Raw genomic sequence first — 20,708 nt, 5'->3', positions numbered from 1 at the left:
CTTCGAAAACAACCACGTATGGTCGCGAGGGGTGTGGGACCGGTTGTCCGGGCGGCCTTCGACGCGGTGGTTCGACCCCGCCGGTTCGTCGCGTTCCAGCAGAGTGCCTACGGCGACTCGCTGACCGCGACCGCCCGACAGCTGGCGTCGCTGGTGGTCGTCTATCTCGTCAACCTCGTGTTGTACGCCCTGCCGCTGACCGTCGCCGGTGTCGGGCTTCAGCAAGCGGGGTCGCCTCCCGCTGTCTTCGTCGCGGTCGCGGCACCACTGCTCGGTGATCCGGCCGCGGGCTGGGCGATCACCGTCGCGTTCGTCCAGAACTGTGCGTTTATCACCGTCGCGACGGGGATCACGCTGTTGACCTTCCACCTGGGCGTCGTCGCGACAGGCGGGGCACGCGGCCTCGTTCAGAGTGTCCACACTGTGGTTTATACGACCAGTGCGTACCTCGTGGCGCTGTTTTCCGGCGTCTGGTATCTCACCAACACCGACGGGCTGGCAGCGGCACGCGCGCTCGTCCGGAACGTCCAGGCGGCGTTCGTCTACTGGGTCATCGACCTGTTGGGGTCGAGCCTGGAACTGCCCGGGGGCCGGCCCGATTCGCTGGTCGCCGGGCCGCTGACGACACAGGGTCGGTGGGTGCTGGCACTGCTGTGTGTCACAACGCTGTATTACCTCCTGTCGCTGTATCTCGGCGCGCGAATCAACCACCGGACCAGTAGAACCGACGCGGCGACCACGGTCGTCGCCGTGGCGCTCTCGCCGGTGCTGTACGTCGCCGGGTCGGTCGTCGCGACGACGATGGGGCTGATCTGACATGCAACGAACTGCTATCAGAACCGACGGCGGAGAACAGAGCGGGGACGGGGAGCTACTGCGGACGAACCCGACCACGAAACCGACGCTGCTCAGGCTAGCGGTGTTTCTGCTACTGGGGCTGGCAGTCGTGGTCGCCCTCCAGCAACGGCCGGAACTGCTCGGCGGTCCGGAGGTGACGAACACCGTCGGGCTCGTCGTCCTGCTCGTGACGGTGTTGGTCGCGCTCAGACTGCTGGTCCGGACTGTTGTCCTCGTCAAGACGACCTACGTCGTGACCCGCGACCGGGTCGAGCGGGAGTACCAGTTCCTCTTCCGGACCCGGACGAAGGGTGTCCGCTTCGAGCAGGTCCGGAGCCACCGGCTGAACCAGAACCGCTTCCAGAAGGCCCTGGGGTTCGGGACCATCACGATGAACCTCGGCCTCGGGAGCATCCGACTGGAGAACGTCGAGAACCCGGACCGCGTCTACAACATCGTTCGGGAGTGTGTCCGGCGGGCGTGACCGGTGTGGCCGACGGATCGGCGGGAAGCCGACACCCTGAAGCCGTTGCCAGTCCGAGCCCCGGCAGATGTCAGCCGTCCAGTTCCGCCGGTATCGCCGTGAAGACGCCGACGCCGTGTGGAAGCTCCACGAGTGGGCGATGCGGGCCGCAGGGACCGAGCCGGCAGACGTACCCGGGACCGACGACCTCAGAGACGTCGAGGGCCGGTATCTCGACACCGGCGGCGAGTTTCTGGTCGGTGTCCTCACAGGCGATTCTGCCGAGTCGGACCTCCCGCGGACGGTCGACGGTCGGGTCGCCGCCATCGGGGGCTACCTCCCCAACGAGGTCGGCCACCCCGACGAGCGGACGGTCCCCGGTGCCGCCGAACTCCACCGGATGCGGGTCGCTCCACCCTGTCAGCGCCGCGGCGTCGGCCGGGACCTCCTCCATCGACTGGAGGGCCGCGCCGCCGAGGACGGGTACGAGTTGCTCCTGGCGACGACGGCACGGCGACAGGCCGCAGCGGTCGAGTTCTACCGCGAAGAGGGGTACGAGAACGTCAGCGAATCGATCGAGGGCGAGTACGAACTCCTCCACTTCGAGAAGTCGCTGTGACGGTCAGCCCGACATCCGTTCGAGAATCGCGTCTCGGGCCTGCTGTGCGCAGTCCCGGCCATCCCGGCCGAAGTGGACCGTGTACGCGTTGACCGGGTCGCTGAACAGGCCGCCCGCGTCCGGTTCGACGCCGACGACTTCGAGTTGGACGTAGCCGATGGTGATGCCACGCTCGTGGTCGACGCCCCGGATGTCCGCCAGCGGAACCGTCGTGTCGTCGAACCGCGAGCGCTCGACGCGCTCGATCACTACCTCGTCTTCGTAGACGGCCAGTGTCCCGTCCTGGAACGAGCAGGCGACGACCGCGTCGGGGTGAGCGTCGTGGCTCCCGACGGACCCGCCGGTACCGTCGCTCTCGGTGGGTTCGTCCGGGTCGTCGCGCCACGGGAGACGGACCATATCCGCGGCTACCACACGTCGGCGCAAAAGTCTTCGGCCGGGCTCAGGTCGGATCGAACTTCTCGGCGGCGGTCTGGATCTCCGTGTCGCCCGCCGAACGCTCCGAACTCGCCAGGTGAGGACATACCAGCCACTACCGGCTCGGTGGACAAAAACCGCCCGTCGATCACAGGGACAGCGACGTGTCCCACTCGACGGTCGTGTACCCCTGTGCGGCCAGGGCCTGCTCGCGGTATCGGCCCGCAAGCAGCGTCTGCGGGAGCCGTCGGAGGGCAAACCGTCTGTCCGCCGCCCACTCGATGTCGACGGTCGTCTCGCCCTCGGTCTCGTGGATCGAGACGTCGTAGGTCGCCCACTCCTGCTCCCCGGCGGTGACCACGAGTTCGAGCGTGTCCTCGCCCGTCACTACCGTCTCGACGGTCATCGTCACCGACCGGAGTCCGAAGAGATAGGAGACATCGTAGGCGGCCCCACCGTCGATCGTCCGGACGGTGTCGGCGATCCCCCACTGGAAGGGGAACACGGGCGGTGTCGGACCGGCGAACGCCGCACGCACAGCGGCCGGTTCAGCCTCGGTCGACAGTGTGGCCGTCCCCGCAGTCCGGAACACCGGGAGCCGAAACGCTACGAGCAGGACGGCGACGACGCCAACCGCCTGGAGCAACGGCAACAGCAGCACTGCGGCGGCCCCGAGGAGGCCGACCGAGATCGCCATCACCCCACTGAGCAGGCGTTCGCGCCGGAGGTACCGATCGGCGACCGCGCGTGCGTCGCTGGGGACCGCTGGGCTATCGGTGGGAGGGCTCATGGGTCGAGATGTCAGCGTCTCCTCACCTATTTGTTGTGTTTCCAACGCCGTTGAGGTGACCACGGAGCCAGGCGACCGGCCGGAGATCGTCCGAGAGCATCAGCCGTGCGTACTGTCCCCAGAGCCATCCGATCCCATCGACGAGGTTGAGCGTCACGAACAACAGGGCGAACCCGACCAGCGACATCGCCATCGCGTCGGGAAGCGAGTCGACGGCCCACTCGCTCATCGTGAGGCCGACTTCCGCACCGACCAGGAGGTCACCCCAGGGGATATACAGCGACTGTGTGAGTCCGATCGGCTTCCCGGGAAAGATGCCGACCCGCCCCGGAGCGCTGTCGTAGTACAGCGGCGTCGCCACGAAGGTCAGGGACATCGCAAGCGAGGTGACCAGGAAGACGAACGATCCCATCCCGAACCCGAACATGCTAAACAGGTAGAGCAGTTCGGTCCAGGTAGACCGATCGACCACGAGCGCGACCACGCGTTCGCGGACCGACCCCTCCAGGAAGCCGTAGGCCGGGGCTGGAACGTCGACACCGAGGAGTGCGGTGACGAGGTGTCGCTCGACCAGTCCGAGTCCACGGGCGAGCAACAGGACGCCAACGCACAACGGGACGCCGACGAGAACGAGCACCGTCGGGACGGCCGCCGTCACGCCCGTCACCAGCACGACGAAGTAGACGATTCCCAGCGGAAAGGCGACGAAGAGATACAGTGCTCGGAGGTACGGTCGGGGACGAACGGGGGCCAGGAGGAGCGATCGGAGGGTCGGAAGGCGCTCGCGGAGCGGATGACCAGCGGACATACCGTCGCGTTGACCGTCGGTGGGGCACCGACAAAAAACATGCCGAGGACGGCGATTCTGAGACACTGGCGGGGGGTTAATATGGTCCACCCCGCAAACACGGACGATGCCCTCGGTCGTCGGCGAGGTCCGCGATGTCGACGAAGAGCTCCTCGCTTTGCTCGACGACGAGTATGCCCGGACGATACTCGTCGCGACGCGCGAGGAGGGCAAGTCCGCCCAGGCGCTGAGCGAACTCTGTGACGCCGACGACTCGACGATCTATCGCCGGATCGAGCGGTTACAGGACCGGGACCTGCTGGACGCACACCAGCAGCTCGATCCGAACGGGAACCACTACAAGACCTATTCGGCCCGACTCGAACGCGTCGAGATCGAGTTCCACGACGACGGCGTCACCATCGACGTCGATAGACGCGAACCGGCGGCCGACCGTTTCACCAGACTGTACGAGGAGTTCACGGGATGACCGCACACCCACCCACACTCCGTGTCGGGGCCGACTCCTACGCACAGGTCACGGTCGAAGGTGGCGGGACCGTCGTCGGTCTGCTCGCGATCGCGACGTTCCTCGTCGCGACGGCGCTGTCGGTACTCGTGACCTATCGGTTCGTCCAGGGGTATCGCCGGTCCCGAGCCACGCCGATCCTGTTGCTCGCGGTCGGGATGTTCCTGCTCGCGCCCGCACCGATGTTTGTCCGTTTCGTCGCCGGGAACCTCGTCGTCGTCCCCTCGACGGTCAGAGTCCTGACGACCTCCCTGCTCGAATCGGCCGGCCTGCTGACCATCCTCGTCGTCGTCTACGGAGGGAGCCGATGAGCTGGCTCGATCTGCTCGCGACGGGGAGTTCGCTCGTGACCGCAACACTGGGAACCGTCGTCGCCATCCTGGCGTTCCAGGGCTACCGGCGCAACGACAGCCCCACGATGCGAGCGCTCGCGGTCGGCATCATCGCGATCGCGGTCGTCCCGTACCTCCTCGCGTCGGTAATCGCACCGTTCGTGGCCCTCAGCGACGCACAGGCGCTGCTTGCCGCCACACTCTCACACACTATCGGACTGCTCGCGATCTACCGGACGTTCGATTCAGGATAATAAAACTACCGGCCATCTGTCCGCTCACCAGCCGGTTGACCCCTTATACCGTCTCAGGGCTCGTCCGTCGAACTGTGACGATGACGACCCGATCGATCTCAGACACGTTCGCACAGTTTGTCCGTATTCCCTTCGAGGAGACGACCTACAGACGCCTCGCATACCTCCTGCTGGCCGGTCCGCTCGGTTTCGCGTACTTCGTCGGTGCGACCACCGGCATCTCGACGGGCCTGAGCCTCTCGACGATACTGATCGGCCTCCCGATCCTCGGCCTGACGCTGCTGGCCGTGACGGGTGCGGCCTGGCTGGAGGCACATCTCTCCCGGGCGCTGTTGGACCAGGAGACGCCAGTCCCGACCGCACTGTCGACGTTCCAGCGGGGATTGGACGATCCCGAGACGGACGTACTGGCGGCCTGCAAGGCGTTTCTCGTCGACCCGACGACCTGGACGAGCCTCGTCGTCGTGCTGTTGAAGTCGGTGTTCGGCCTGGTTGCCTTCGTCGCACTCGTGGTAGCCGGTTCGGTCGTCCCCGCACTGCTTGCCGCCCCACTGCTGTACGACGATCCGACGGTCACCTATCAGGCCGGGAGTCTCACCGTCACCACCCTACCCGTAGCGCTCGGCCTGGCTGGACTCGGCGTGATCCTCGGACTGGTGGCGCTGCACGTCCTGACCGCGCTGGCCGATCTGGGCGGGTATCTGACCGACGCGCTGCTCTCGGTCGAACAGGCCGACCTCACGGAGTAACCATGGCCCAGACACACCACCCACAGACCGCTGACAGAGCCACAGGGGCGCCCGAGGAGACGATCAAGGCGACCGAACTCGTCGCGCTGCTCGACGACGACCACGCCCGCGAGATCATCACCGCGATCACCGACGAGGCGAAATCCGCCCGCGAGATCGTCAGGGAATGCAACAGCTCCCGGCCGACGGTCTACCGACGGCTCAACCGTCTTCAAGAGGCAGGGCTGGTCACCACAGAGATGCGCTACGACAGCGACGGCCACCACTGCAAGACGTTCAGACTCCGGTACGACTCCGCGTCGATCCGACTCGGTACCGACGGACTGTGTTGTACTGTCGAAACCAGTGACGCCTGATCGGTCTCCGAACTGACGCCCCTGTACCGCCGTCTCCGTTCGTCTTACAGCTCCTCACGCTCCGCATCGAAGAACTCCGAATCGGCATCGACAGCGCCGATGTCCTCGTCATCGTCCTCGTCCGTCCGAAGCTGGAGGAACGCGTCGGTCGCAACCGCGATCCCGAAGACCAGAACGACCGCGTTGACGACGACACCGACCAGTGCCCCGGCGATCGGGCTCACGAAGTTGAGTATCGTCGCCGGGATCGACGCGAGCAGCGAGATGAACCACACGAGGACCAGCAACAGGAACAGGTCGAGACGGTTGCCAGTCGCGAGTTCCCAGGACCGGGAGAGCGCGTCAATCCCCTTGTCCTCCAGCGCGATAGCCGGGCGGACGAAATAAAACGACACGGCCAGGAAGACACCCGGGAGGATCAGGAACACGAGTCCGATCCCGATAGCGATGTTGACGACCAGCCCCAGCAGGAACGCGGTCACCGTCGCCATCCCGATGTTCCGCGTCGCGGTGTCGGGGATCGTCGTTCGCTCGTCGCTGGCGATCACCCGGATGGTGACGATGCGAAGCGCCTCCGAGAGGACGGCGAGTCCGAGCGACAGTGCCGCAACCACCGGGAGCGACAACGGCAGCGAGAAGGGCATCGACTGGCCCCCGGGTGCGAAGGGGAACGGTTGGTCTCCCATCCCGGGGCCGCCGGGCATCGTCTCGAACGACGATCGGACGAACTCCAGATACGCCGTGAAAAACGATTGACCGACGACGGTGTTGACCAGACCGAAGGCGACGAACACCCCGAGCAGGAGCAGCCCGTTCCGGTCGGTGAGCCGTTCGAATCCGTTCGAGATGGCGTCGCCGATGTCGAGACTCACCGGTGGACACCTCCCGCAGCGTCGGCCTGTGCCGACGCCGTACAATCGTTGTCCGATACGAATTGGATCGAGCCGCTGGGGGGGACCATACAGGGGGACCGTCTCCCCTCGTCGTAATAAATCACTGGCTCCCGTCGGCGACGACCGGCGAGTTCATACCTCGTCGAGGGAGAACCCGTCGAAGCGTCGGACCGCGTAGCTGTAGCCACCCACGCCGATGCCGACGATGACGAGGAGATAGACGGCCCAGACGCCCGCGAGCAGGGTTGTCTCGTCGCTGTTGACCGTCAGGTCCACCAGGAAGTGCCCGCCGATCGCCGGGACCAACCCACCCAGCGAGTACCCGAACAACACGAACATCGAGGGATGTGCCCGCTCGACGTTCATGTATTCGCGGCGCTCGAAGGCTGGCACCGCGGCACCGAACCACAGCGCCGTCCCCGCCCCACAGCCGACCAACGCCAGCGCGTGTGCGGCGTGTGCGATCGCCAGTTCTCCCCCGACGGCGTAGACGTCAAGCGGGAGCCCGACAGTCAAAACGAGACCGGCACCGACTGTCGTCCCGGCGACGATTCGGCCACGGAGGAGCACCGCCGTCGATCGCGCACTCGTCAACAGGACGGGCAGTTGCTCCCGTTCGTCACCCAGCGGGTTCAGCCCGAACGTCGCCCCCGCGAGCAGGACGGCCACGACGTAGACGGTTCCTGGCCCGAGTGACACCAACAGTCCAGGGTCGGTCACGAAAGTGGCAAGGAGGCTAAACAGCCCGAACGCCACGGGAAACAGGTGGCTCAGGATCGCCGGGTTCCGCCGCGCTCGCAACAGATACCGCCAGCCGATCCGCGCCGCCGGCGTCCGATCGAACGGCCACGGGACCGTCCCGCTTCCGGCGGCGCTCCCATCGTCGTCAACGACGAGCAGTGCGTGCTCGGCACGGATCGCAACTGCCACACTGAGGGCCGCGATAGCAGCGATCCCGACCGCGACTGCAGTTCCAGTGACGGTGACAGACCCCCCCAACGGAGCCACGACGAGCCGGGCGTACGCCTGCAGCGGTGCCCCGGGGACGACGGCTGTCTCCGGATAGCCGCTCCCGGACCCCTCGACAGCGCCCCTGATGACGACCTGTGACCCGACGTACAGCGCCGCCGCAGCGATGAGCCCCAGCGTGACTCGTGTCCACCCGCCGACGCCGAGTCGGTGTCCGACGAGACGCCCCGTCGACCCGAGCGCACGGCCCCCAACCAGGGACGCAAATAAGACTGGGATCAGTCCGACGCCGACCAGTATCGGTGCCAGCAGCCCCCGAGCACCGACCGAGATCGCACCCAAGCCGACGCCACAGAACGGGACGACGAAGACGCCGACCTGGAGGAGTTCACTCCCCGCACGTCCGACGACGACCGCCCGCGGCGTCGTTGCAGTCCGGACGAGCGGCCCGACGCGGCCGAGCTCGCTCTGGCTCATCGCTGTTGCACCGCCGAGGTAGAGTCCGCCGCCCGCGACGCCGGCGACGGCTACCCCCAGGCGGCCGATCGGGGGTTCCCCCGCCCCCAGTTCCTGCCCGACAGCCATCGCCGGACCGATCAGTCCCAGCGGTGCGAGAACTCCGAACAGCACCACCAACAGGACCGTCGACAGGAGTTTCCGCGGCTGTTTCCGTATCCCGCGCACCCGACACCGGAGTTCGGTCGTTGCGAGTGCGCGCGCTGCGTGCAGTTCGTGGCGTCTCATCGGTCCGGTGCCGGCTGCTCGCTCGTCAGTTCGAGGAAGACGTCTTCGAGGCTCGCGCCGGTCGCTACGTCCGTTCCCGTGGCGCCGTCGGCCAGTTCGTCTGGCGGCCCCTCGGCGACGAGGCGTCCCTCGTGGAGGACACCGACGGTGTCGGCGATGGCTTCGACGACCGGCAGGATGTGCGTCGAGAGGAACACCGTCGTCCCACTGTCGGCCAGTTCCGCGACGAGAACCCGCAGCGTCTTCGCCGCCCGCGGGTCCAATCCGCTAGTCGGCTCGTCCAGAAAGACGACCGTCGGATCGTGCTGGACCGCCTGGACGAACGCGAGCTTCTGGGACATCCCCTTCGAATACCCCTCGATACGCTGGTCCAGATCGGGTGCGAGTCCGAGCCGCTCGACGAGTTCCAGTGCCTGATCCGCGACGGCGTCCCAGTCGAGCGAGCGTACGTCGGCCGCGAACTGGAGCTGCTCGCGTCCAGAAAGGTCGTCGTACAGCGGCGGCTCCTCCGGCAGTAATCCGATCTCGCCGACCAGCTCCGGTCGGTTCCGGCTGTCGACCCCGGCGACGCGTGCCTGTCCGCCGGTCGGTTCGACGAGCCCGGTGAGCATCTCCATCGTCGTCGTCTTCCCGGCCCCGTTGGGACCCAGGAAGCCGTATACCGTCGCCGAATCGACAGTGAGATCGAGCCCATCGACGGCCGTCGTCGAACCATACGTCTTCTGGAGGGAGTCCGTCTCGATCGCTGGAGGACCACTCATCGACAGTCCGTTCGACGGGCTGTTAGGAATGTGTGACGGTGCACGTCGAACCGATTCCGAAAGAGCGGCGAACCGCGAAGAAAGAGCGTGCGGCGTTATCCAAACATCTGGCGCATGTACGGTCAGTTAATCCTAACATATGTGCCTCTGAACAGTGAGTATGGTCGACGTCAACGAGCCCACCCGACTCCAGCAAAAACTGGACCGGCGCTGGGAGCAGCTCGACGCCGCCGACATCGACGATCGCGACCGTGAGGCCATCCGTGCCTTCGTCGAGTACCGTCGCGATGTCGAAGACAGGGCGCGGTCCACACTCACGAACGACCTCAGTCAACTGCGCTGTGCATCCGAGCGAGCCGAGACCTGGCTGGTCGACATGTCCTTCGGCGACCTCCGTCGGCTCCTGAGCACGCTCGTCACGCCAAAGCCCGAGGGCTACGGCCTCGATCCCGACGGCACCGGGATGTACGGCTACAAGCGAGCGCTCCGGGTCTTCTTCCGGTTCCTCGACGAAAGCGAAGACTGGCCCGGCTACCCCTGGCACGAAGACGTCGAACTCCCGACGTTGGAGATGTCCGGCGCCGGCTCTCGCGACGAGATGCTCTCGGGCGAAGACATCGAGGCGCTGAAAGACGCCGCCTCCTGCCCTCGCGATCGGGCGTTGATCGCCCTGTTGGCCGACATCGGCGGCCGCATCGGTATGGTCCTCTCGCTGCGACGCAAGGACATGCACCTCGACGGCGACGAGCCCTACTTCGAACCGAACGCCGACGTCGTCGACGGGCTGAAAGACCTCGATAGTACACAAATCCCCGTCCTGTACTCGCGTGCGGAAGTTCGTACCTACCTCAGGCATCACCACCCCGACAAGGGCAACCCAAACGCGCCGGTGTGGGCCCTCGAACGCGGGTACGATCACGACAACCCCCAGCAAAGCGCCGTCGGTGACGATCGCGTCCGTGACGTCCTGCAGGCGTGCGCCGAGCGCGCCGGCATCACGAAGCCGGTCAACCCCCACAACTTCCGTCGGACGGGGGCGACGCGGATGTCGAACTCCGACCGCCTCACGCCCCAGGAGATCATCCAGATCCTCGGCTGGTCGGACGACCGACCGCTGGAGGCCTACGACCAGACCACCGAGTCCGAACGCAACAGTGCCATCCACGAGGCGCTCGGGTTCAGCAGCGGCGCCGGCGGGGGCGACGAGGACGAACTCGCCTTCGAGCACGTCGTCTGCGGAAACTGTCGAGAGGAGATCGAGGCCACCGCGCAGTTCTGCCCCAACTGCGGGCACGAAACCGACGACGCCGCCCGTCAGCTGAAAGAGGACGCCAAAGACGACGTCTCCACGGATGCGATCAGTGAGTCCGACACCGACCGACGGGAGCTCAAGGGAATCGTCCGCGAGGTGATCGCCGAGGATCCCAGCCTCTTGGAGGACTGACGGCATCAGGTCTCCCCCTCCCGCTCGCGAAGATTCTCATAGACGCGCTCGTAGACCCACGCCGCGTCTCCGTCACGTTCGCGCTCAACCTCGACCAGTTCCTCCAGCTCGTCGAGGCGGTCGCGAAGCCGTTCTTCTGCCGATGGCTCTTCTGGCGTCGTTGCGCTCATGGTATCACCAGCCAGATAAACAGCAGACTCGCGATGCCGATCGCGAGCACGACGACCCCGGTCTGTTGGGGTGTCACGCTTCCTCACCTCCAGCGGGGACTGGCGCTCGCACACGCCAGACGCCACTGTCCCGCTCGATCTCGTAATCGTCGAGGTCGATGATCTCCAGGGCGTCGTGGGCTTCGTTACCGGTGATGTCGCACTCGACGGCGACATCCGCAGTACAGAACGTCGTCCGATCGGGGACACACCCCTGGATCCACTGCGCGACGCGTTCGCCCGGATCCGCGGTCGCGAAGTTGCCGACGTTGCCCTCAGTGCATCCGAGTTCGTCGGTCAGCGGCTCGATCGTCCGCCGGAGCGGCTCACCAGGATGCGCCTGACGTTCGTGGTGATCGTCGACGCCTGTCTTCTGAATCCATGGCCCCTCGCCGCAGTAGCCACACCACCACTTGAGGTCCTCGTCATCGCGTTCGAGCTCTGGTGGCTCGTCGTCGGTTTCGTCCTTCTCCTCAGCGCTGTCCTGGACGTCGTCCTCCTCGACCCCGTCCTGGACGTCGTCCTCCTCGACCCCGTCCTGGACGTCGTCCTCCTCGGCACCATCCGGGAGATCGCTGTCCTCATCCTCCTCTCCGTGGTCCGCCGACGCCGCAGGCTCCGCAGGCGGCTCTGGCGTGATGATGTAGACGGTCGTCTCGTTCGCGTTGTCGTGGTGTTCGCGGTTGACCAACAGCGGTGCCTCACTGTCGTCCAGCTGGTTGATCGCACGGCCGGCCCACGTGGCGCTGGTGTCGGTCGCGTCGGCGGCCTCGGGGCCGGTGAACCGGCGCCAGCCGTCCAGGAGCCGATCAGCAACCCAGGCCTCGACGGCCGGCTTCGACGTGAGAGCATCCTCGTCGCCGGGGCCGTCAGCGAGAGGGGCGACCATCTCTTCCTCGATCCCGGAATCCCACTCTTTCGCTTGCTCGGTGTCGTCGGTCGCCTCGTCGACCGGTTCGTGAGCCTCCTCCTTGGCTCCGGTCTGTGGCTCTTCGAGGTCAGTATCGTCTCCGTCGGTGTCAGCTTCGGGATCAGCCTCTGCTGACTCGTCGGTCTCCCTGACTGGGTCGGTGCCGTCGACGACGTCCAGCCCAAGCCGGTCGGCGTTGTACTCCACGCGCGGGAGCTCCGTTGCGCGCTCGCCCCAGTCGTCGACGAGCTGCTCGATGGCCGCCTCGATATCGTCGGCGTCGTAGCACCCGTTGGCCGTCGATCCGTCGTCGTGGACCTGATCCTGGTCGGGCAGATGGTCGACACAGAAGCGCCAGGCCAGTTCCCAGTCGTCGACGTCGACGATCTCGACCGGGTGCTCGTCGAGGCCGGCCTGTTGTGCGACCCACAGCCGCTTGTGCCCCTCGACGACCTCGAAGCCCTGGTCGCCGGGGTGGTCGAGGTCGCCGTCGACGGGCCGGACCACCGGGAACGATCCGGTCCAGCCGTTCGATCGGACCCGGGCGATATACCGGCGGTTGTCCTCGCGTTGGAACTCCCGGACGGCATACGGCGCCGACTGGATGGCGTCCAGCGAGATCGACTCGATGCGCTCGCTGTCGTCGAGGACCTCGATGCTGTCACAGTGCGAGACCAGCGTCGACCCGACGCCGCTCTTTAGCGTGACGTTGGTCGCATCCCGCAGGAGGACGTGGCGGTCGCGGTGATGGAGCCGTTCGCACCACCCGACGTAGGTCGAGCCGTCGTTGCTGACGACCCGCACGTGGGCGCCGCGGAAGTGGTCGTCCAGAGAGTCGTTGAACGGGTTACTCATGACTCGTCACCTCCAGGAGCTTGCTCGATCCGACGCTGCAACCGACTGATCGCGGCCTCGCGTTCGTCGAGGACCTCTTCCTCGCCGACGATCAGCGTCAGCTGGTCGAGCATGATCCGCGCGTCCGCGAGTTCCTCGATCAGCTGCTGTCGTGGGGAGACGTCCAGCGGGTCACCGTAGCGCGCGCTGCGAGCGATCTCGGCGGTCAGTTCCGAGAGCTCCTCGACAGCGATGACGGACTGGAGGTTGGCGCCGTAGACGTCAATGCAGTCCTGGAGCGTCTCGCGGTCGGCGATGTGGTCTTCGGTCCGGCGCTGGGAAACTTCCTCCCAGCTCTCGCCCTCCCCGTTGGGGACACCAGGGTCGTCGACGTCGTACGTGTCGCCTTGGTCGCTCATTTTACCACCGCCACATCGGGGCCGTCCTTGACGATACACGCTGAGCATTCGCCACACTTCGTCCGGTCATCGAGAGGCACGCCCTCGCGCTTCTCCCGGTCGTATGGACACCACACCTCGTCGTCGCGGATCTCGGTCGGTGACTCAACTGCCCGGTACCGCCGATCACCGTACTCGCGCTGGTCGTTGGACTGGTTGACCGTGATGTGCTCGGCGTCGGACCAGTCCAGATTCGAGCTCGCGCTGTAGAGGAAGACGTCGACGTCGGCACCGGCGTCGTCGAGCAGCTGCGCGATGCGGTCGATCTTCCGGATATCTGCCTCGTGTCGAACGTCGCCGGCCTGGGAGAACTTCAGCGCCCGTGCCTCGACCGAGTGCTTCCGATCGACGATCGCGAGGAACGCCTCGGCGAAGGTCCGTGCGTCCAGGCAGTCCCAGAGATACTCCTGCCGACGAAAGTACGCCAGCACGTAATCGTACCGCTTCTCGTCGACGACGGCATAGCACTCGTTGCCGTCGACCTGACAGCGCTCGGTCCAGCGGTTGGGGCAGTCGTGAGCGGCGCCGAGGTTGAAGATCCCGACGTACTTGCTGACCTTGCTGTTGTTCCCCCACTGGATGTAGTCGTTCAGCAGGAACGACCAGTCGCGGATGTCGTCGCAGTCTTTCATCCGGGACTGCAGGTCGTCGATCCCGTCGATCTCCGTGACCGGCGGGCCGACACGGCTCGGAATCATCGTCGCGCGTTCGCGTTGCTTACTCGCCATGGTCCCCTCCCAGGAAACAGTCTGAACAGGGCAGTCCGTGCTCGTCGGGACAGTCCCGCGAGCCGTTGGGGCACAGCCCCTGATCGCCGACCCCGCGGAGCTGCTGGACCGCGTGGACGGCACGGCCGCCGTCGGTCTGTGCTTGCTTGCTCGCCGCATCACCGAGCGCGTCGGCGAACGCACGAATCGTGTCACGCTTGTTGTCCGGGAGCCGCTCGAAGACCTCGTCGACGCGCAGACCAGCGTTGATCGTCCGGACGAGGTGGCGCGACGTCGTCACGCCGAACCCGAAGTCGGTACTGCCACCCTCCCCGTCTGCGATGTGAATCGAGAGGATGACGTCATCCTCGTCGAGGAGATGCTCGCCGCCGTCGGTCAGGACCTTCTGGCCCTGGTCGCCGGCGGGGTTGGCCTCGCATGGCTCGTACCCCTCAAGCGTCTCGTAGGCACGCTTGCGACGGCTCGGGTGTGGCGGCAACGGCGCGGCAAAGGTACTGGTCTCGTCCTTGCACCGCTCGCCGTGGACGGCCTCGCACTCCGGACAGGCGACGGCGACCTCGGGTTCGTGGCCGAACCACACCTCCTCGCAGTTGACACACACGGTCACCGGGCCTTGGTTGCCGTCCGAGATCCGAGCCCACTGGTGGGCGTCGACGACGATGTCCGGATCGTCGACGTCGGCGTGGGTGTTGCACACCGGGAGGTCGTTGCTCTGGTAGGCGTTGTACGAACAGGGCTTGCCCGTCCCCGTGAGCGCGAGACAGTCGGCGTCGACGTCAGCGCCGTGGATGACAGCGTTGTAGTCCCACTCGCAGAGTTCCGGAACGTGAGGACCACCGTCCGTCGCGACGCGATCCACATCGACGTCGTGCATCTCCTTGGCCTCGTGACGTTCAGCAAGGTCGCTGGCCTCGAGGAGGTCTTCGGCGGGCTCCCTCCAGGCACAATCCTCGCAGTCTGCGATGGCCGTCACGCCCCGTCACCCCCCAGCCGATCGGATTCCTCGCGATGGATCAGCTGCGGAGCGCCGCCCAGCAGATCCCGGGCCTTCGCGGCCGACGCGGTCTCGGCGAAGCGGGCGTCGTTGCCCATCGTCTCGGCGAGCTTCGACCAGCCGACGACCTCGAAACTATCGTCGCCGGCGTCGTAGCCGACCTCCGTCACGCCCGTCGACGACCACGTGACCGCGACCAGCTCTCCGTCGGCGTGGGCGAGCGTGCGCGACCAGTCGGTCGCCCCGGCAGCGCTGTCGGGCGCTTCCTCCTGACAGACCTCTCGCACACGGTGGACGGTCGGGCGACCGTCGACGATCTCCTCCAGGACGGCCAGCGCTTGGTCGCTGGCGGGCTGGCCGATCGGCAGCGGCAGCCGCTCAGTCGAGAAGGGAAGGTCCTCAGCGGCCGGATGGGTCGACATCAGGCCTCACCTCCCTCGTCCTGGTCCCATTCGAACTCGTAGTCGGGCTCGAACTGGTCGTCAGCCATCGCGATGGCCGGCGATCCGGTCGGCCCGGTTTCGTCGACGTCGTCGAGGATGCAGCGCATGCACGGCGGGTAGTTTCGGTTCCAGCACCACCCGCGCGTGACCTCGTCGGTCTCGACGGCCCGCTCGTCGACGTGACGACACTCCTCGTCATTTGTGTGGTAGATGGGCGTCCCGGAGGTCCGCGTCGATCGAACGCGGACGATATCGTCCGGGTCGCCGTTGTCTCGCTCGATCCGCTCTTGCCGGCTGTCGCGGGTCAGGTTCGGCATCAGCGGACCTCCCGGGGATCGATCGCGACCTCACTGGCGATCCAGGCCTCGCCGTCGATGGCCTGGGCGACGTCGTCGCCGTTCCGGAGGACATCCCCCTCCGGCGCGATCAACGTGTATCCCGCGTGGTCGAACGTCGTCAGGCACTGCTCGCGCAGAAAGGGATGCTCGGTCCGGCGCCGGGCTTCGGCGCGGTCGGCGACGTCGCCGAACATCACTGACCGCCTCCCGGTTGCTGGGCGGGTTTGGCGCCGACGTGGAGGGCGGGCTCTTCGGCATCGGCGAAGGCGTTGTCGATGGCACCGGAGCCGTCAGCGACCAGCCCGACAGTGTTTTTACCGGTGCCGTCGGACGATTCTCCTGGGCGCGTTTTTGCGCCTGCACAACCCCCCAACGTGTGTGGACCCACGTCTCCGCGTGGGTCTTCGTTTTCAGTCGAGGAGTCGCTACTCTCACGCCCCCGCGTAGGGGCTGCATTACAACTGTCGGTGGGCTTAGTTTGATAAGCCCGGTCGTGTGACTTGTTCATGGCTTCGTAATCTCCCGGGTAGGGATACGGAAGCCGCCGGCCCCGAGGTGTGTCAGCACCATTTGAGGGGCCGTTTTCACGAGAGACGTGTGGCTTCCAGTTTCGACTATCGTGTAGGGGGCACTTAATATTAGCGACGCTTAGCTACTTCCGTAAAGGTTGCGTCGGTTATTTAACGTCGCCTTACCAACGGTATGATATTGATGGCAACGAAACCGACGCGCAAAGTGAAACTCACCGAGACGGATTTCCTCATCCTGGGGGTGCTGACGGATGGGAGAAACATCCCGGCGAACATCGCGCTGGATATCGATCGCGCCAGGAACTACATCAACCAGCGTATGCCGTACCTTCTGGACTACGGGCTTGTGGAAAAGATCGGCCCCTACGAGGACTCGGGGCTGTACGAGCTCACCGACCGTGGGCGGGTAGCGTATGAGCATCGCGAACACTACCACAAGGACGACGTCGATTTCGATGAGCTTCTCGACGGACTGACGAAATAGTCTTGACATCGTTCTACGCAGCTGCCCGTCCAATCCTCGCGAGCAGATCGTCCAGCCACTCGGGTTCGTCGAGATCGGCTAGCTCACCGTCGCGCCAGCTTGTCACGACCTCGTACTTCCCGCCCCGAGTGATGTCCAGGCGCCACTTCCGGCCGTCGTCGGTCTCGACGTCGACGCGGGCGCCGCGCTCGCCGCGAGGCTCCAGGTGCTCAACTTCGACGTCCAGCCCCTTGCGGATCTCGATGGTTGTCTTGTCGGGCATACACTGAGGACCGACGGGGGATAGCACACTTAAAGTTCGCTTCAATTCCGGAAAGCAAACCGGTGGTGAAGAGCTTAACCAACAGATGCCCCCGGTTACCCAGCCAAATGTAGGTTAAGGTCCACCGTCACTGCTCCGGCGGCACAGCAACCTCGTACGGCGACCGAATCGAGGCGTCACACACCCGATACTCGGCGCCGCGTCCGGATCCCTCGCGCACGACTAAGTCGTATTCGCGGAGCTTCGCCAGTTGATCGCGACGCGCTCGGCGCTGGACCGGCGTCCGCGCCCGCCCTGCATAGGCCTGGTCGGCGATCGCATCATATTGGTCGTGCAACGCCCCACCCCGCAGCGGGCCGTCGCGACGGATGAGTTCGTACAGCAGCTGGTGATCGAACGGGAGCGACTCCAGGTTGCTCTCGCGGATCCACGCCTGCGCTCGTGGCCAGCCGTCCTCGATGTCGGCGTCCCGGATCGTATTGTGCTGGCGCTCGTCGGCGATCTCCGCCGCGGCCAGCAGCGTCTGGATCCCCGCACGGGCGACGCCGGCGACGGTGTCGGCGATACGTTCCAGTTGGTCGCGAGCGACGGGATCACCACGCAGCCCCTGGCGCACCCGGGGTTCGAGGATGTCCGCGAGCTCGTCGACGGAGTAGCGATCGAGGACGACCTCGCGGCCGACGACCCGGTGACGGACGCGATCGTCGACGCGGGCCAGCCAGTCGGTTGGTTCGTGGCAAATCGCGATCCACGAGCACAGTGGGACGTCATCCAGCCGAGCGAGCGCATCCGATCGGGGGAGTTCACTCGCTTCGTCGAGGACGACGATCGTCGGCCGATCGACCCGATCGTCGAGTTCGAGACAGAGGTCCTCCAGTGGCGTGTTCATCGCTGGGTCCGATCCGGGAAGGTCCTGGAGGACGCCGCGGACGATCCCGGCGGCGGACTGGTCCAGCGCGCGGACGTAGGCGGTGTGGACGTCGGCCCGCTGCTGGAGCCGTCGAAGGGAATGGGTCGCGAGGACGGTCTTGCCGACGCCACTGGGGCCGGCGATGAGGACGTCGTCGGCGCGATCGCCGCGGAGGGCGGGATCGAAGGCGCGTGTTAGGGCGGCCACGGCGGGTTCCCGGTGGAGCAACTCCTGTGGGGGGTGGTCGTCGCCGAAGACCGACCTGTCAGCGATCATGGTGGCCGGTAGTGATGAGAGACTGGTATATAAACGGGTGCGTCAATTCCGGGAGTGAGCAACGCCGCAACCGAGTCAATCAGTATCCAGAAGTGGTCCGAGTCTAAAATGTTCACAAAAATATAAATTCTGGGTCGCACAATTCACCTGCATGCCAGTAGATACTGAATCCGATAAGTGGAACTCCGCCTCCGCTAAAAACTCGACTAAAGCTAACATCTTGGATTTCTTGAAATCAAACCCGGATCAAGCTTTTACTCCTGAAGAGATTTCACTTGAGGTGATTGATTCAGATTTTGAGCTAGATATCCCGGAGGAAAACTTGCCAATAGAGGAGATGCTCGGCGTCGTAATAACTAGAACGCAATATACTGTTTACACTGAGGCGTTTATAAAGACGCACCTTTCTTCATTAGTCTATGAGGGTGAAATTGAGGTGCGGGTTATACCCACTCAGGTAGAAGAAAAGGAAGTGGACGCCGTACATTACACTATACAAGATTAGAATTATATTCCACGTTGTACGTTTGGCTCGCTATCGATTCTGGTCAGCACGGTCGGAAAAACCTGACCAGCACCGTTTCGAACTGGCTGTCAGTCATCAGTACTGCACCACGACTCTTCCCCGAATCCATCGGTGGGCACGCGTACTCTGATGGCCGCGATAGTGGTCGCCGCGGGAGATTTCAAAACAATCAAAACCACATCACCGACAGTTTAAACCCGTCCCATACCCCACCACACTGTTATCTAATGGACTATTTCGGGGACGAATCCGGCCATCTCAAGGGTGTTCTACAGGGTGATTGTGAGATCTGTGTGATGGCCATTGTCGCTGGGGATAAAGTCTCCTGTGGCCAGTGTGCTAAAAGAGCTGTCAGGAATATCGATGACATCCCCGAAGCGAAGTGGAACGACCTTCTCGATAAGCAAAAGCGGCGGCTATTCGAATGTCTTGCCGATAATGAGCACATCGAGTTCGGGTTTGCCACCTTTACGCAGGAAAAACTGCGGTCAGTCGATGGCTACCACTACCTCCATCAAGACGTAAAATTCCCGCCGGCTTGGGACCTGGCCCTCGCGGGGTATGCTTATGGCGAGATACTGTACGAAATGGGCGCATCGAACGAGAACATTGCCACCTTCACTTTTGACCGGATCAGTTCGAAGAAACAATCAGAGAAGGTGGCGGACCACTTTCAAGAATACGTTCCAGGCGTCAGTCCATTCATCAAAGGATCACGCCAATCGCCCGGGATCCAGACGGCCGATTGTCTGGCCGGCGCTGTCGCTGAGGATCACAAGGGGGAGAGTGACTGGCTGAGCAATCTCGACCAAAGCAACATCACGGAGTGTAGTTACAGCTCACTCGCGAAGCTAGAGACGGACCTCCACCGCTACGAAACCGAACCGTGATCGGCCTCCCACCCGCCAGCCTGTCGGGGGTCGCCCGGATCAATTGTCCGCGGGTCCCCAACAGACGAGGTGCTTTTCACACCTATGCGAGGTCATCGCCCTCTCACGGCTTTATCGGTACCTGTATCTTTTTACTCGTGACACATAAGTTTTGCGTATGCCAGAACATACGTCTCAAGGCTTGTAAATGTAATTTACTTCTATATCTAAACTAAAAATATCCCACACCGCCCATCGAAACTCCGGGTGTGTATCCAGGACCGGGGGACGAAATCGTCCCGGGGACCACCCGGGGGACTGCCCCGTTTGGGGGACCCAATCGTTGCTGAGCGGGGCACGCGCGCAGGCGTCCCGGGGACCCCCGCGCCCCGGGGGACGGGGGACCGCGACACTGCTCGCGACAGTTGGGCCCTATCGTCGAGTCTCCCGGTACCGTCGAAGGACCTTCCGCATCGCCCCGATCGGGCCACACGGTGGGCTGTTCGAGAGACGTGTCCCTTCGAAGCCGTCGCCGTCCCCGCCCTGGCGTTCTGTCATAGCTGGACCTCACGCGTCGCGAACGACGCTGACCCGATCGCCGGCGTGTCCAGAAAGTCCGTCGCGACGTCAGTGTCCACCGAGACGGGCACCACGCCAGAGGGGAGCTCGTCCTCGACGACGACGCCGTCGTACTCACCCGCCCGGGCGCGGACGTCGTCCGGCGACGTCGCGGCGACGATCGCCATCTCCAGTCGGGAGGTCTCGTCGTCGACGATCGCCTCCTGGACGTCGGACGTGATGTACTGCGCCATGTTGAGACCATGGGCGGCCGCTGTGTTAATTGCTCTCACCGCCAGCGAAACCGTTTGCCGACCTTCGCGAGCGCGACCTCAGCTATTGCCACCCTTTTGTCGGGGGCAGGTTATAGAGTCAGAAAACAATCAAAACGTAGAGGCGGGAATCTGAAAACCCGCTTCAAAGCGCCCATGCCAT

Annotated in this window: 30 protein-coding genes; 12 read left to right on the top strand and 18 right to left on the bottom strand. The window is 64.8% G+C overall.

All coding sequences use genetic code 11. The annotated features are described in order from the left end of the window. Positions 1–18 precede the first annotated feature (18 nt). From VJ109_RS12675 to VJ109_RS12665, 3 genes are all read left to right on the top strand, one after another. Complete coding sequence (locus VJ109_RS12675; protein ID WP_324757179.1) at positions 19–816, top strand: hypothetical protein; 798 nt, start codon at positions 19–21, stop codon at positions 814–816. A 1-nt stretch (position 817) separates the two neighbouring features. Further along, positions 818–1,321 (top strand): PH domain-containing protein, encoded by a 504-nt coding sequence (locus VJ109_RS12670; RefSeq protein ID WP_324757177.1) that lies wholly within the window; start codon positions 818–820, stop codon positions 1,319–1,321. Between the two features lie 67 nt (positions 1,322–1,388). Beyond that, the gene (locus VJ109_RS12665; protein WP_324757176.1) at positions 1,389–1,919 is read left to right on the top strand and encodes a GNAT family N-acetyltransferase; all 531 of its coding nucleotides are present in this window, start codon (positions 1,389–1,391) and stop codon (positions 1,917–1,919) included. Between the two features lie 3 nt (positions 1,920–1,922). On the opposite strand, the gene VJ109_RS12660 is transcribed toward VJ109_RS12665, so the two are convergent. The 3 genes from VJ109_RS12660 to VJ109_RS12650 all read right to left on the bottom strand — a co-directional run bounded on the left by VJ109_RS12660 (position 1,923) and on the right by VJ109_RS12650 (position 3,934). Continuing rightward, positions 1,923–2,318 (bottom strand): hypothetical protein, encoded by a 396-nt coding sequence (locus tag VJ109_RS12660; RefSeq protein WP_324757175.1) that lies wholly within the window; start codon positions 2,316–2,318, stop codon positions 1,923–1,925. 166 nt (positions 2,319–2,484) lie between these two features. Next, positions 2,485–3,126 carry a hypothetical protein gene (locus tag VJ109_RS12655; protein ID WP_324757174.1) on the bottom strand — a complete coding sequence of 214 codons (642 nt, stop codon included), beginning with the start codon at positions 3,124–3,126 and terminating at the stop codon, positions 2,485–2,487. A 22-nt stretch (positions 3,127–3,148) separates the two neighbouring features. Further along, positions 3,149–3,934, bottom strand: coding sequence for a sensor domain-containing protein (locus VJ109_RS12650; RefSeq protein ID WP_324757173.1), 786 nt, complete (start codon positions 3,932–3,934; stop codon positions 3,149–3,151). A gap of 106 nt (positions 3,935–4,040) precedes the next feature. Here VJ109_RS12650 and VJ109_RS12645 point away from each other — a divergent pair, with 106 nt between their 5' ends. The 5 genes from VJ109_RS12645 (at position 4,041) to VJ109_RS12625 (ending at position 6,133) form a co-directional block, all read left to right on the top strand. Next, positions 4,041–4,403 (top strand): ArsR family transcriptional regulator, encoded by a 363-nt coding sequence (locus VJ109_RS12645; protein WP_324757171.1) that lies wholly within the window; start codon positions 4,041–4,043, stop codon positions 4,401–4,403. Then, positions 4,400–4,753 (top strand): hypothetical protein, encoded by a 354-nt coding sequence (locus VJ109_RS12640; RefSeq protein ID WP_324757169.1) that lies wholly within the window; start codon positions 4,400–4,402, stop codon positions 4,751–4,753. Before VJ109_RS12645 ends, VJ109_RS12640 begins: the two co-directional genes overlap by 4 nt. Further along, positions 4,750–5,028, top strand: a complete 279-nt coding sequence (locus VJ109_RS12635) for a DUF7521 family protein (protein WP_276222417.1) — start codon at positions 4,750–4,752, stop codon at positions 5,026–5,028. The genes VJ109_RS12640 and VJ109_RS12635 overlap by 4 nt, the downstream gene beginning before the upstream one ends. An 80-nt stretch (positions 5,029–5,108) precedes the next feature. Continuing rightward, on the top strand, positions 5,109–5,777 hold the full coding sequence (locus tag VJ109_RS12630; protein ID WP_324757167.1) for a sensor domain-containing protein: 669 nt from the start codon (positions 5,109–5,111) through the stop codon (positions 5,775–5,777). 2 nt (positions 5,778–5,779) lie between these two features. Beyond that, positions 5,780–6,133 carry an ArsR/SmtB family transcription factor gene (locus tag VJ109_RS12625; RefSeq protein ID WP_324757165.1) on the top strand — a complete coding sequence of 118 codons (354 nt, stop codon included), beginning with the start codon at positions 5,780–5,782 and terminating at the stop codon, positions 6,131–6,133. Positions 6,134–6,177: 44 nt separating this feature from the next. Here VJ109_RS12625 and VJ109_RS12620 read toward each other — a convergent pair whose 3' ends face one another. The 3 genes from VJ109_RS12620 to VJ109_RS12610 all read right to left on the bottom strand — a co-directional run bounded on the left by VJ109_RS12620 (position 6,178) and on the right by VJ109_RS12610 (position 9,500). Further along, positions 6,178–7,005 (bottom strand): DUF7847 domain-containing protein, encoded by an 828-nt coding sequence (locus tag VJ109_RS12620; RefSeq protein ID WP_324757163.1) that lies wholly within the window; start codon positions 7,003–7,005, stop codon positions 6,178–6,180. 153 nt (positions 7,006–7,158) lie between these two features. Further along, complete coding sequence (locus tag VJ109_RS12615) at positions 7,159–8,739, bottom strand: hypothetical protein (protein WP_324757161.1); 1,581 nt, start codon at positions 8,737–8,739, stop codon at positions 7,159–7,161. Then, positions 8,736–9,500: an ABC transporter ATP-binding protein gene (locus VJ109_RS12610; protein WP_324757159.1), complete on the bottom strand. Its 765-nt coding sequence runs from the start codon at positions 9,498–9,500 to the stop codon at positions 8,736–8,738. The genes VJ109_RS12615 and VJ109_RS12610 overlap by 4 nt, the downstream gene beginning before the upstream one ends. Before the next feature lie 160 nt (positions 9,501–9,660). Between VJ109_RS12610 and VJ109_RS12605 the strand changes: the two genes are divergently transcribed. Then, positions 9,661–10,944, top strand: a complete 1,284-nt coding sequence (locus tag VJ109_RS12605) for a site-specific integrase (protein ID WP_324757157.1) — start codon at positions 9,661–9,663, stop codon at positions 10,942–10,944. A 5-nt stretch (positions 10,945–10,949) separates the two neighbouring features. On the opposite strand, the gene VJ109_RS12600 is transcribed toward VJ109_RS12605, so the two are convergent. The 8 genes from VJ109_RS12600 to VJ109_RS12565 all read right to left on the bottom strand — a co-directional run bounded on the left by VJ109_RS12600 (position 10,950) and on the right by VJ109_RS12565 (position 16,052). After that, complete coding sequence (locus VJ109_RS12600) at positions 10,950–11,114, bottom strand: hypothetical protein (RefSeq protein ID WP_324757155.1); 165 nt, start codon at positions 11,112–11,114, stop codon at positions 10,950–10,952. A 73-nt stretch (positions 11,115–11,187) separates the two neighbouring features. Beyond that, on the bottom strand, positions 11,188–12,918 hold the full coding sequence (locus tag VJ109_RS12595) for a ParB/RepB/Spo0J family partition protein (RefSeq protein ID WP_324757153.1): 1,731 nt from the start codon (positions 12,916–12,918) through the stop codon (positions 11,188–11,190). Next, entirely contained in the window at positions 12,915–13,316 is a 402-nt protein-coding gene (locus VJ109_RS12590) for a nucleoside triphosphate pyrophosphohydrolase family protein (protein WP_324757151.1), read from the bottom strand. Before VJ109_RS12590 ends, VJ109_RS12595 begins: the two co-directional genes overlap by 4 nt. Next, on the bottom strand, positions 13,313–14,083 hold the full coding sequence (locus VJ109_RS12585) for a hypothetical protein (protein ID WP_324757149.1): 771 nt from the start codon (positions 14,081–14,083) through the stop codon (positions 13,313–13,315). Before VJ109_RS12585 ends, VJ109_RS12590 begins: the two co-directional genes overlap by 4 nt. Continuing rightward, a complete protein-coding gene (locus tag VJ109_RS12580; RefSeq protein WP_324757148.1) occupies positions 14,073–15,056 on the bottom strand; it encodes a zinc finger domain-containing protein in 984 nt (327 codons plus the stop codon). The genes VJ109_RS12585 and VJ109_RS12580 overlap by 11 nt, the downstream gene beginning before the upstream one ends. Next, on the bottom strand, positions 15,053–15,499 hold the full coding sequence (locus VJ109_RS12575) for a hypothetical protein (protein WP_324757146.1): 447 nt from the start codon (positions 15,497–15,499) through the stop codon (positions 15,053–15,055). Before VJ109_RS12575 ends, VJ109_RS12580 begins: the two co-directional genes overlap by 4 nt. Continuing rightward, complete coding sequence (locus tag VJ109_RS12570) at positions 15,499–15,837, bottom strand: hypothetical protein (RefSeq protein ID WP_324757144.1); 339 nt, start codon at positions 15,835–15,837, stop codon at positions 15,499–15,501. The genes VJ109_RS12575 and VJ109_RS12570 overlap by 1 nt, the downstream gene beginning before the upstream one ends. Beyond that, a complete protein-coding gene (locus tag VJ109_RS12565) occupies positions 15,837–16,052 on the bottom strand; it encodes a hypothetical protein (RefSeq protein WP_324757142.1) in 216 nt (71 codons plus the stop codon). The genes VJ109_RS12570 and VJ109_RS12565 overlap by 1 nt, the downstream gene beginning before the upstream one ends. Before the next feature lie 517 nt (positions 16,053–16,569). On the opposite strand from VJ109_RS12565, the gene VJ109_RS12560 reads away from it, so the two are divergent. Further along, positions 16,570–16,872: a phage repressor protein gene (locus VJ109_RS12560; RefSeq protein ID WP_324757140.1), complete on the top strand. Its 303-nt coding sequence runs from the start codon at positions 16,570–16,572 to the stop codon at positions 16,870–16,872. Positions 16,873–16,885: 13 nt separating this feature from the next. Here the strand turns inward: VJ109_RS12560 and VJ109_RS12555 are convergent, their stop codons facing one another. Next, positions 16,886–17,134, bottom strand: coding sequence for a hypothetical protein (locus VJ109_RS12555; RefSeq protein WP_324757138.1), 249 nt, complete (start codon positions 17,132–17,134; stop codon positions 16,886–16,888). Positions 17,135–17,261: 127 nt separating this feature from the next. After that, positions 17,262–18,320, bottom strand: coding sequence for a Cdc6/Cdc18 family protein (locus tag VJ109_RS12550; protein ID WP_324757136.1), 1,059 nt, complete (start codon positions 18,318–18,320; stop codon positions 17,262–17,264). A 151-nt stretch (positions 18,321–18,471) separates the two neighbouring features. Here VJ109_RS12550 and VJ109_RS12545 point away from each other — a divergent pair, with 151 nt between their 5' ends. Next, positions 18,472–18,825 (top strand): hypothetical protein, encoded by a 354-nt coding sequence (locus VJ109_RS12545; RefSeq protein WP_324757135.1) that lies wholly within the window; start codon positions 18,472–18,474, stop codon positions 18,823–18,825. Positions 18,826–19,073: 248 nt separating this feature from the next. Next, entirely contained in the window at positions 19,074–19,736 is a 663-nt protein-coding gene (locus VJ109_RS12540; RefSeq protein WP_324757133.1) for a DUF3800 domain-containing protein, read from the top strand. 411 nt (positions 19,737–20,147) lie between these two features. On the opposite strand, the gene VJ109_RS12535 is transcribed toward VJ109_RS12540, so the two are convergent. Together VJ109_RS12535 and VJ109_RS12530 are read right to left on the bottom strand one after the other, a co-directional pair. Further along, entirely contained in the window at positions 20,148–20,273 is a 126-nt protein-coding gene (locus VJ109_RS12535) for a hypothetical protein (protein WP_324757131.1), read from the bottom strand. Further along, positions 20,270–20,527: a hypothetical protein gene (locus tag VJ109_RS12530; protein ID WP_324757129.1), complete on the bottom strand. Its 258-nt coding sequence runs from the start codon at positions 20,525–20,527 to the stop codon at positions 20,270–20,272. Before VJ109_RS12530 ends, VJ109_RS12535 begins: the two co-directional genes overlap by 4 nt. Between the last annotated feature and the right edge of the window lie 181 nt (positions 20,528–20,708).

Source organism: Haloarcula montana (assembly GCF_035666295.1).
Classification (GTDB): domain Archaea; phylum Halobacteriota; class Halobacteria; order Halobacteriales; family Haloarculaceae; genus Haloarcula; species Haloarcula montana.
The sequence above is the reverse complement of the archived record's forward strand: the minus strand, read 5'-3'. Positions and strand labels throughout refer to the sequence as shown.

Excerpts from the sequence above, each read along its gene's own strand:
- VJ109_RS12660 (WP_324757175.1), bottom strand. The coding sequence starts at position 2,318 with ATGGTCCGTCTCCCGTGGCGCGACGACCCGGACGAACCCACCGAGAGC.
- VJ109_RS12555 (WP_324757138.1), bottom strand. The coding sequence starts at position 17,134 with ATGCCCGACAAGACAACCATCGAGATCCGCAAGGGGCTGGACGTCGAA.
- VJ109_RS12645 (WP_324757171.1), top strand. The coding sequence starts at position 4,041 with ATGCCCTCGGTCGTCGGCGAGGTCCGCGATGTCGACGAAGAGCTCCTC.
- VJ109_RS12575 (WP_324757146.1), bottom strand. The coding sequence starts at position 15,499 with ATGTCGACCCATCCGGCCGCTGAGGACCTTCCCTTCTCGACTGAGCGG.
- VJ109_RS12590 (WP_324757151.1), bottom strand. The coding sequence starts at position 13,316 with ATGAGCGACCAAGGCGACACGTACGACGTCGACGACCCTGGTGTCCCC.
- VJ109_RS12530 (WP_324757129.1), bottom strand. The coding sequence starts at position 20,527 with ATGGCGCAGTACATCACGTCCGACGTCCAGGAGGCGATCGTCGACGAC.
- VJ109_RS12610 (WP_324757159.1), bottom strand. The coding sequence starts at position 9,500 with ATGAGTGGTCCTCCAGCGATCGAGACGGACTCCCTCCAGAAGACGTAT.
- VJ109_RS12535 (WP_324757131.1), bottom strand. The coding sequence starts at position 20,273 with ATGACAGAACGCCAGGGCGGGGACGGCGACGGCTTCGAAGGGACACGT.
- VJ109_RS12595 (WP_324757153.1), bottom strand. The coding sequence starts at position 12,918 with ATGAGTAACCCGTTCAACGACTCTCTGGACGACCACTTCCGCGGCGCC.
- VJ109_RS12560 (WP_324757140.1), top strand. The coding sequence starts at position 16,570 with ATGGCAACGAAACCGACGCGCAAAGTGAAACTCACCGAGACGGATTTC.
- VJ109_RS12550 (WP_324757136.1), bottom strand. The coding sequence starts at position 18,320 with ATGATCGCTGACAGGTCGGTCTTCGGCGACGACCACCCCCCACAGGAG.
- VJ109_RS12650 (WP_324757173.1), bottom strand. The coding sequence starts at position 3,934 with ATGTCCGCTGGTCATCCGCTCCGCGAGCGCCTTCCGACCCTCCGATCG.
- VJ109_RS12635 (WP_276222417.1), top strand. The coding sequence starts at position 4,750 with ATGAGCTGGCTCGATCTGCTCGCGACGGGGAGTTCGCTCGTGACCGCA.
- VJ109_RS12665 (WP_324757176.1), top strand. The coding sequence starts at position 1,389 with ATGTCAGCCGTCCAGTTCCGCCGGTATCGCCGTGAAGACGCCGACGCC.
- VJ109_RS12570 (WP_324757144.1), bottom strand. The coding sequence starts at position 15,837 with ATGCCGAACCTGACCCGCGACAGCCGGCAAGAGCGGATCGAGCGAGAC.
- VJ109_RS12605 (WP_324757157.1), top strand. The coding sequence starts at position 9,661 with ATGGTCGACGTCAACGAGCCCACCCGACTCCAGCAAAAACTGGACCGG.
- VJ109_RS12625 (WP_324757165.1), top strand. The coding sequence starts at position 5,780 with ATGGCCCAGACACACCACCCACAGACCGCTGACAGAGCCACAGGGGCG.
- VJ109_RS12655 (WP_324757174.1), bottom strand. The coding sequence starts at position 3,126 with ATGAGCCCTCCCACCGATAGCCCAGCGGTCCCCAGCGACGCACGCGCG.
- VJ109_RS12630 (WP_324757167.1), top strand. The coding sequence starts at position 5,109 with ATGACGACCCGATCGATCTCAGACACGTTCGCACAGTTTGTCCGTATT.
- VJ109_RS12540 (WP_324757133.1), top strand. The coding sequence starts at position 19,074 with ATGGACTATTTCGGGGACGAATCCGGCCATCTCAAGGGTGTTCTACAG.
- VJ109_RS12585 (WP_324757149.1), bottom strand. The coding sequence starts at position 14,083 with ATGGCGAGTAAGCAACGCGAACGCGCGACGATGATTCCGAGCCGTGTC.
- VJ109_RS12675 (WP_324757179.1), top strand. The coding sequence starts at position 19 with ATGGTCGCGAGGGGTGTGGGACCGGTTGTCCGGGCGGCCTTCGACGCG.
- VJ109_RS12545 (WP_324757135.1), top strand. The coding sequence starts at position 18,472 with ATGCCAGTAGATACTGAATCCGATAAGTGGAACTCCGCCTCCGCTAAA.
- VJ109_RS12670 (WP_324757177.1), top strand. The coding sequence starts at position 818 with ATGCAACGAACTGCTATCAGAACCGACGGCGGAGAACAGAGCGGGGAC.
- VJ109_RS12615 (WP_324757161.1), bottom strand. The coding sequence starts at position 8,739 with ATGAGACGCCACGAACTGCACGCAGCGCGCGCACTCGCAACGACCGAA.
- VJ109_RS12600 (WP_324757155.1), bottom strand. The coding sequence starts at position 11,114 with ATGAGCGCAACGACGCCAGAAGAGCCATCGGCAGAAGAACGGCTTCGC.
- VJ109_RS12565 (WP_324757142.1), bottom strand. The coding sequence starts at position 16,052 with ATGTTCGGCGACGTCGCCGACCGCGCCGAAGCCCGGCGCCGGACCGAG.
- VJ109_RS12640 (WP_324757169.1), top strand. The coding sequence starts at position 4,400 with ATGACCGCACACCCACCCACACTCCGTGTCGGGGCCGACTCCTACGCA.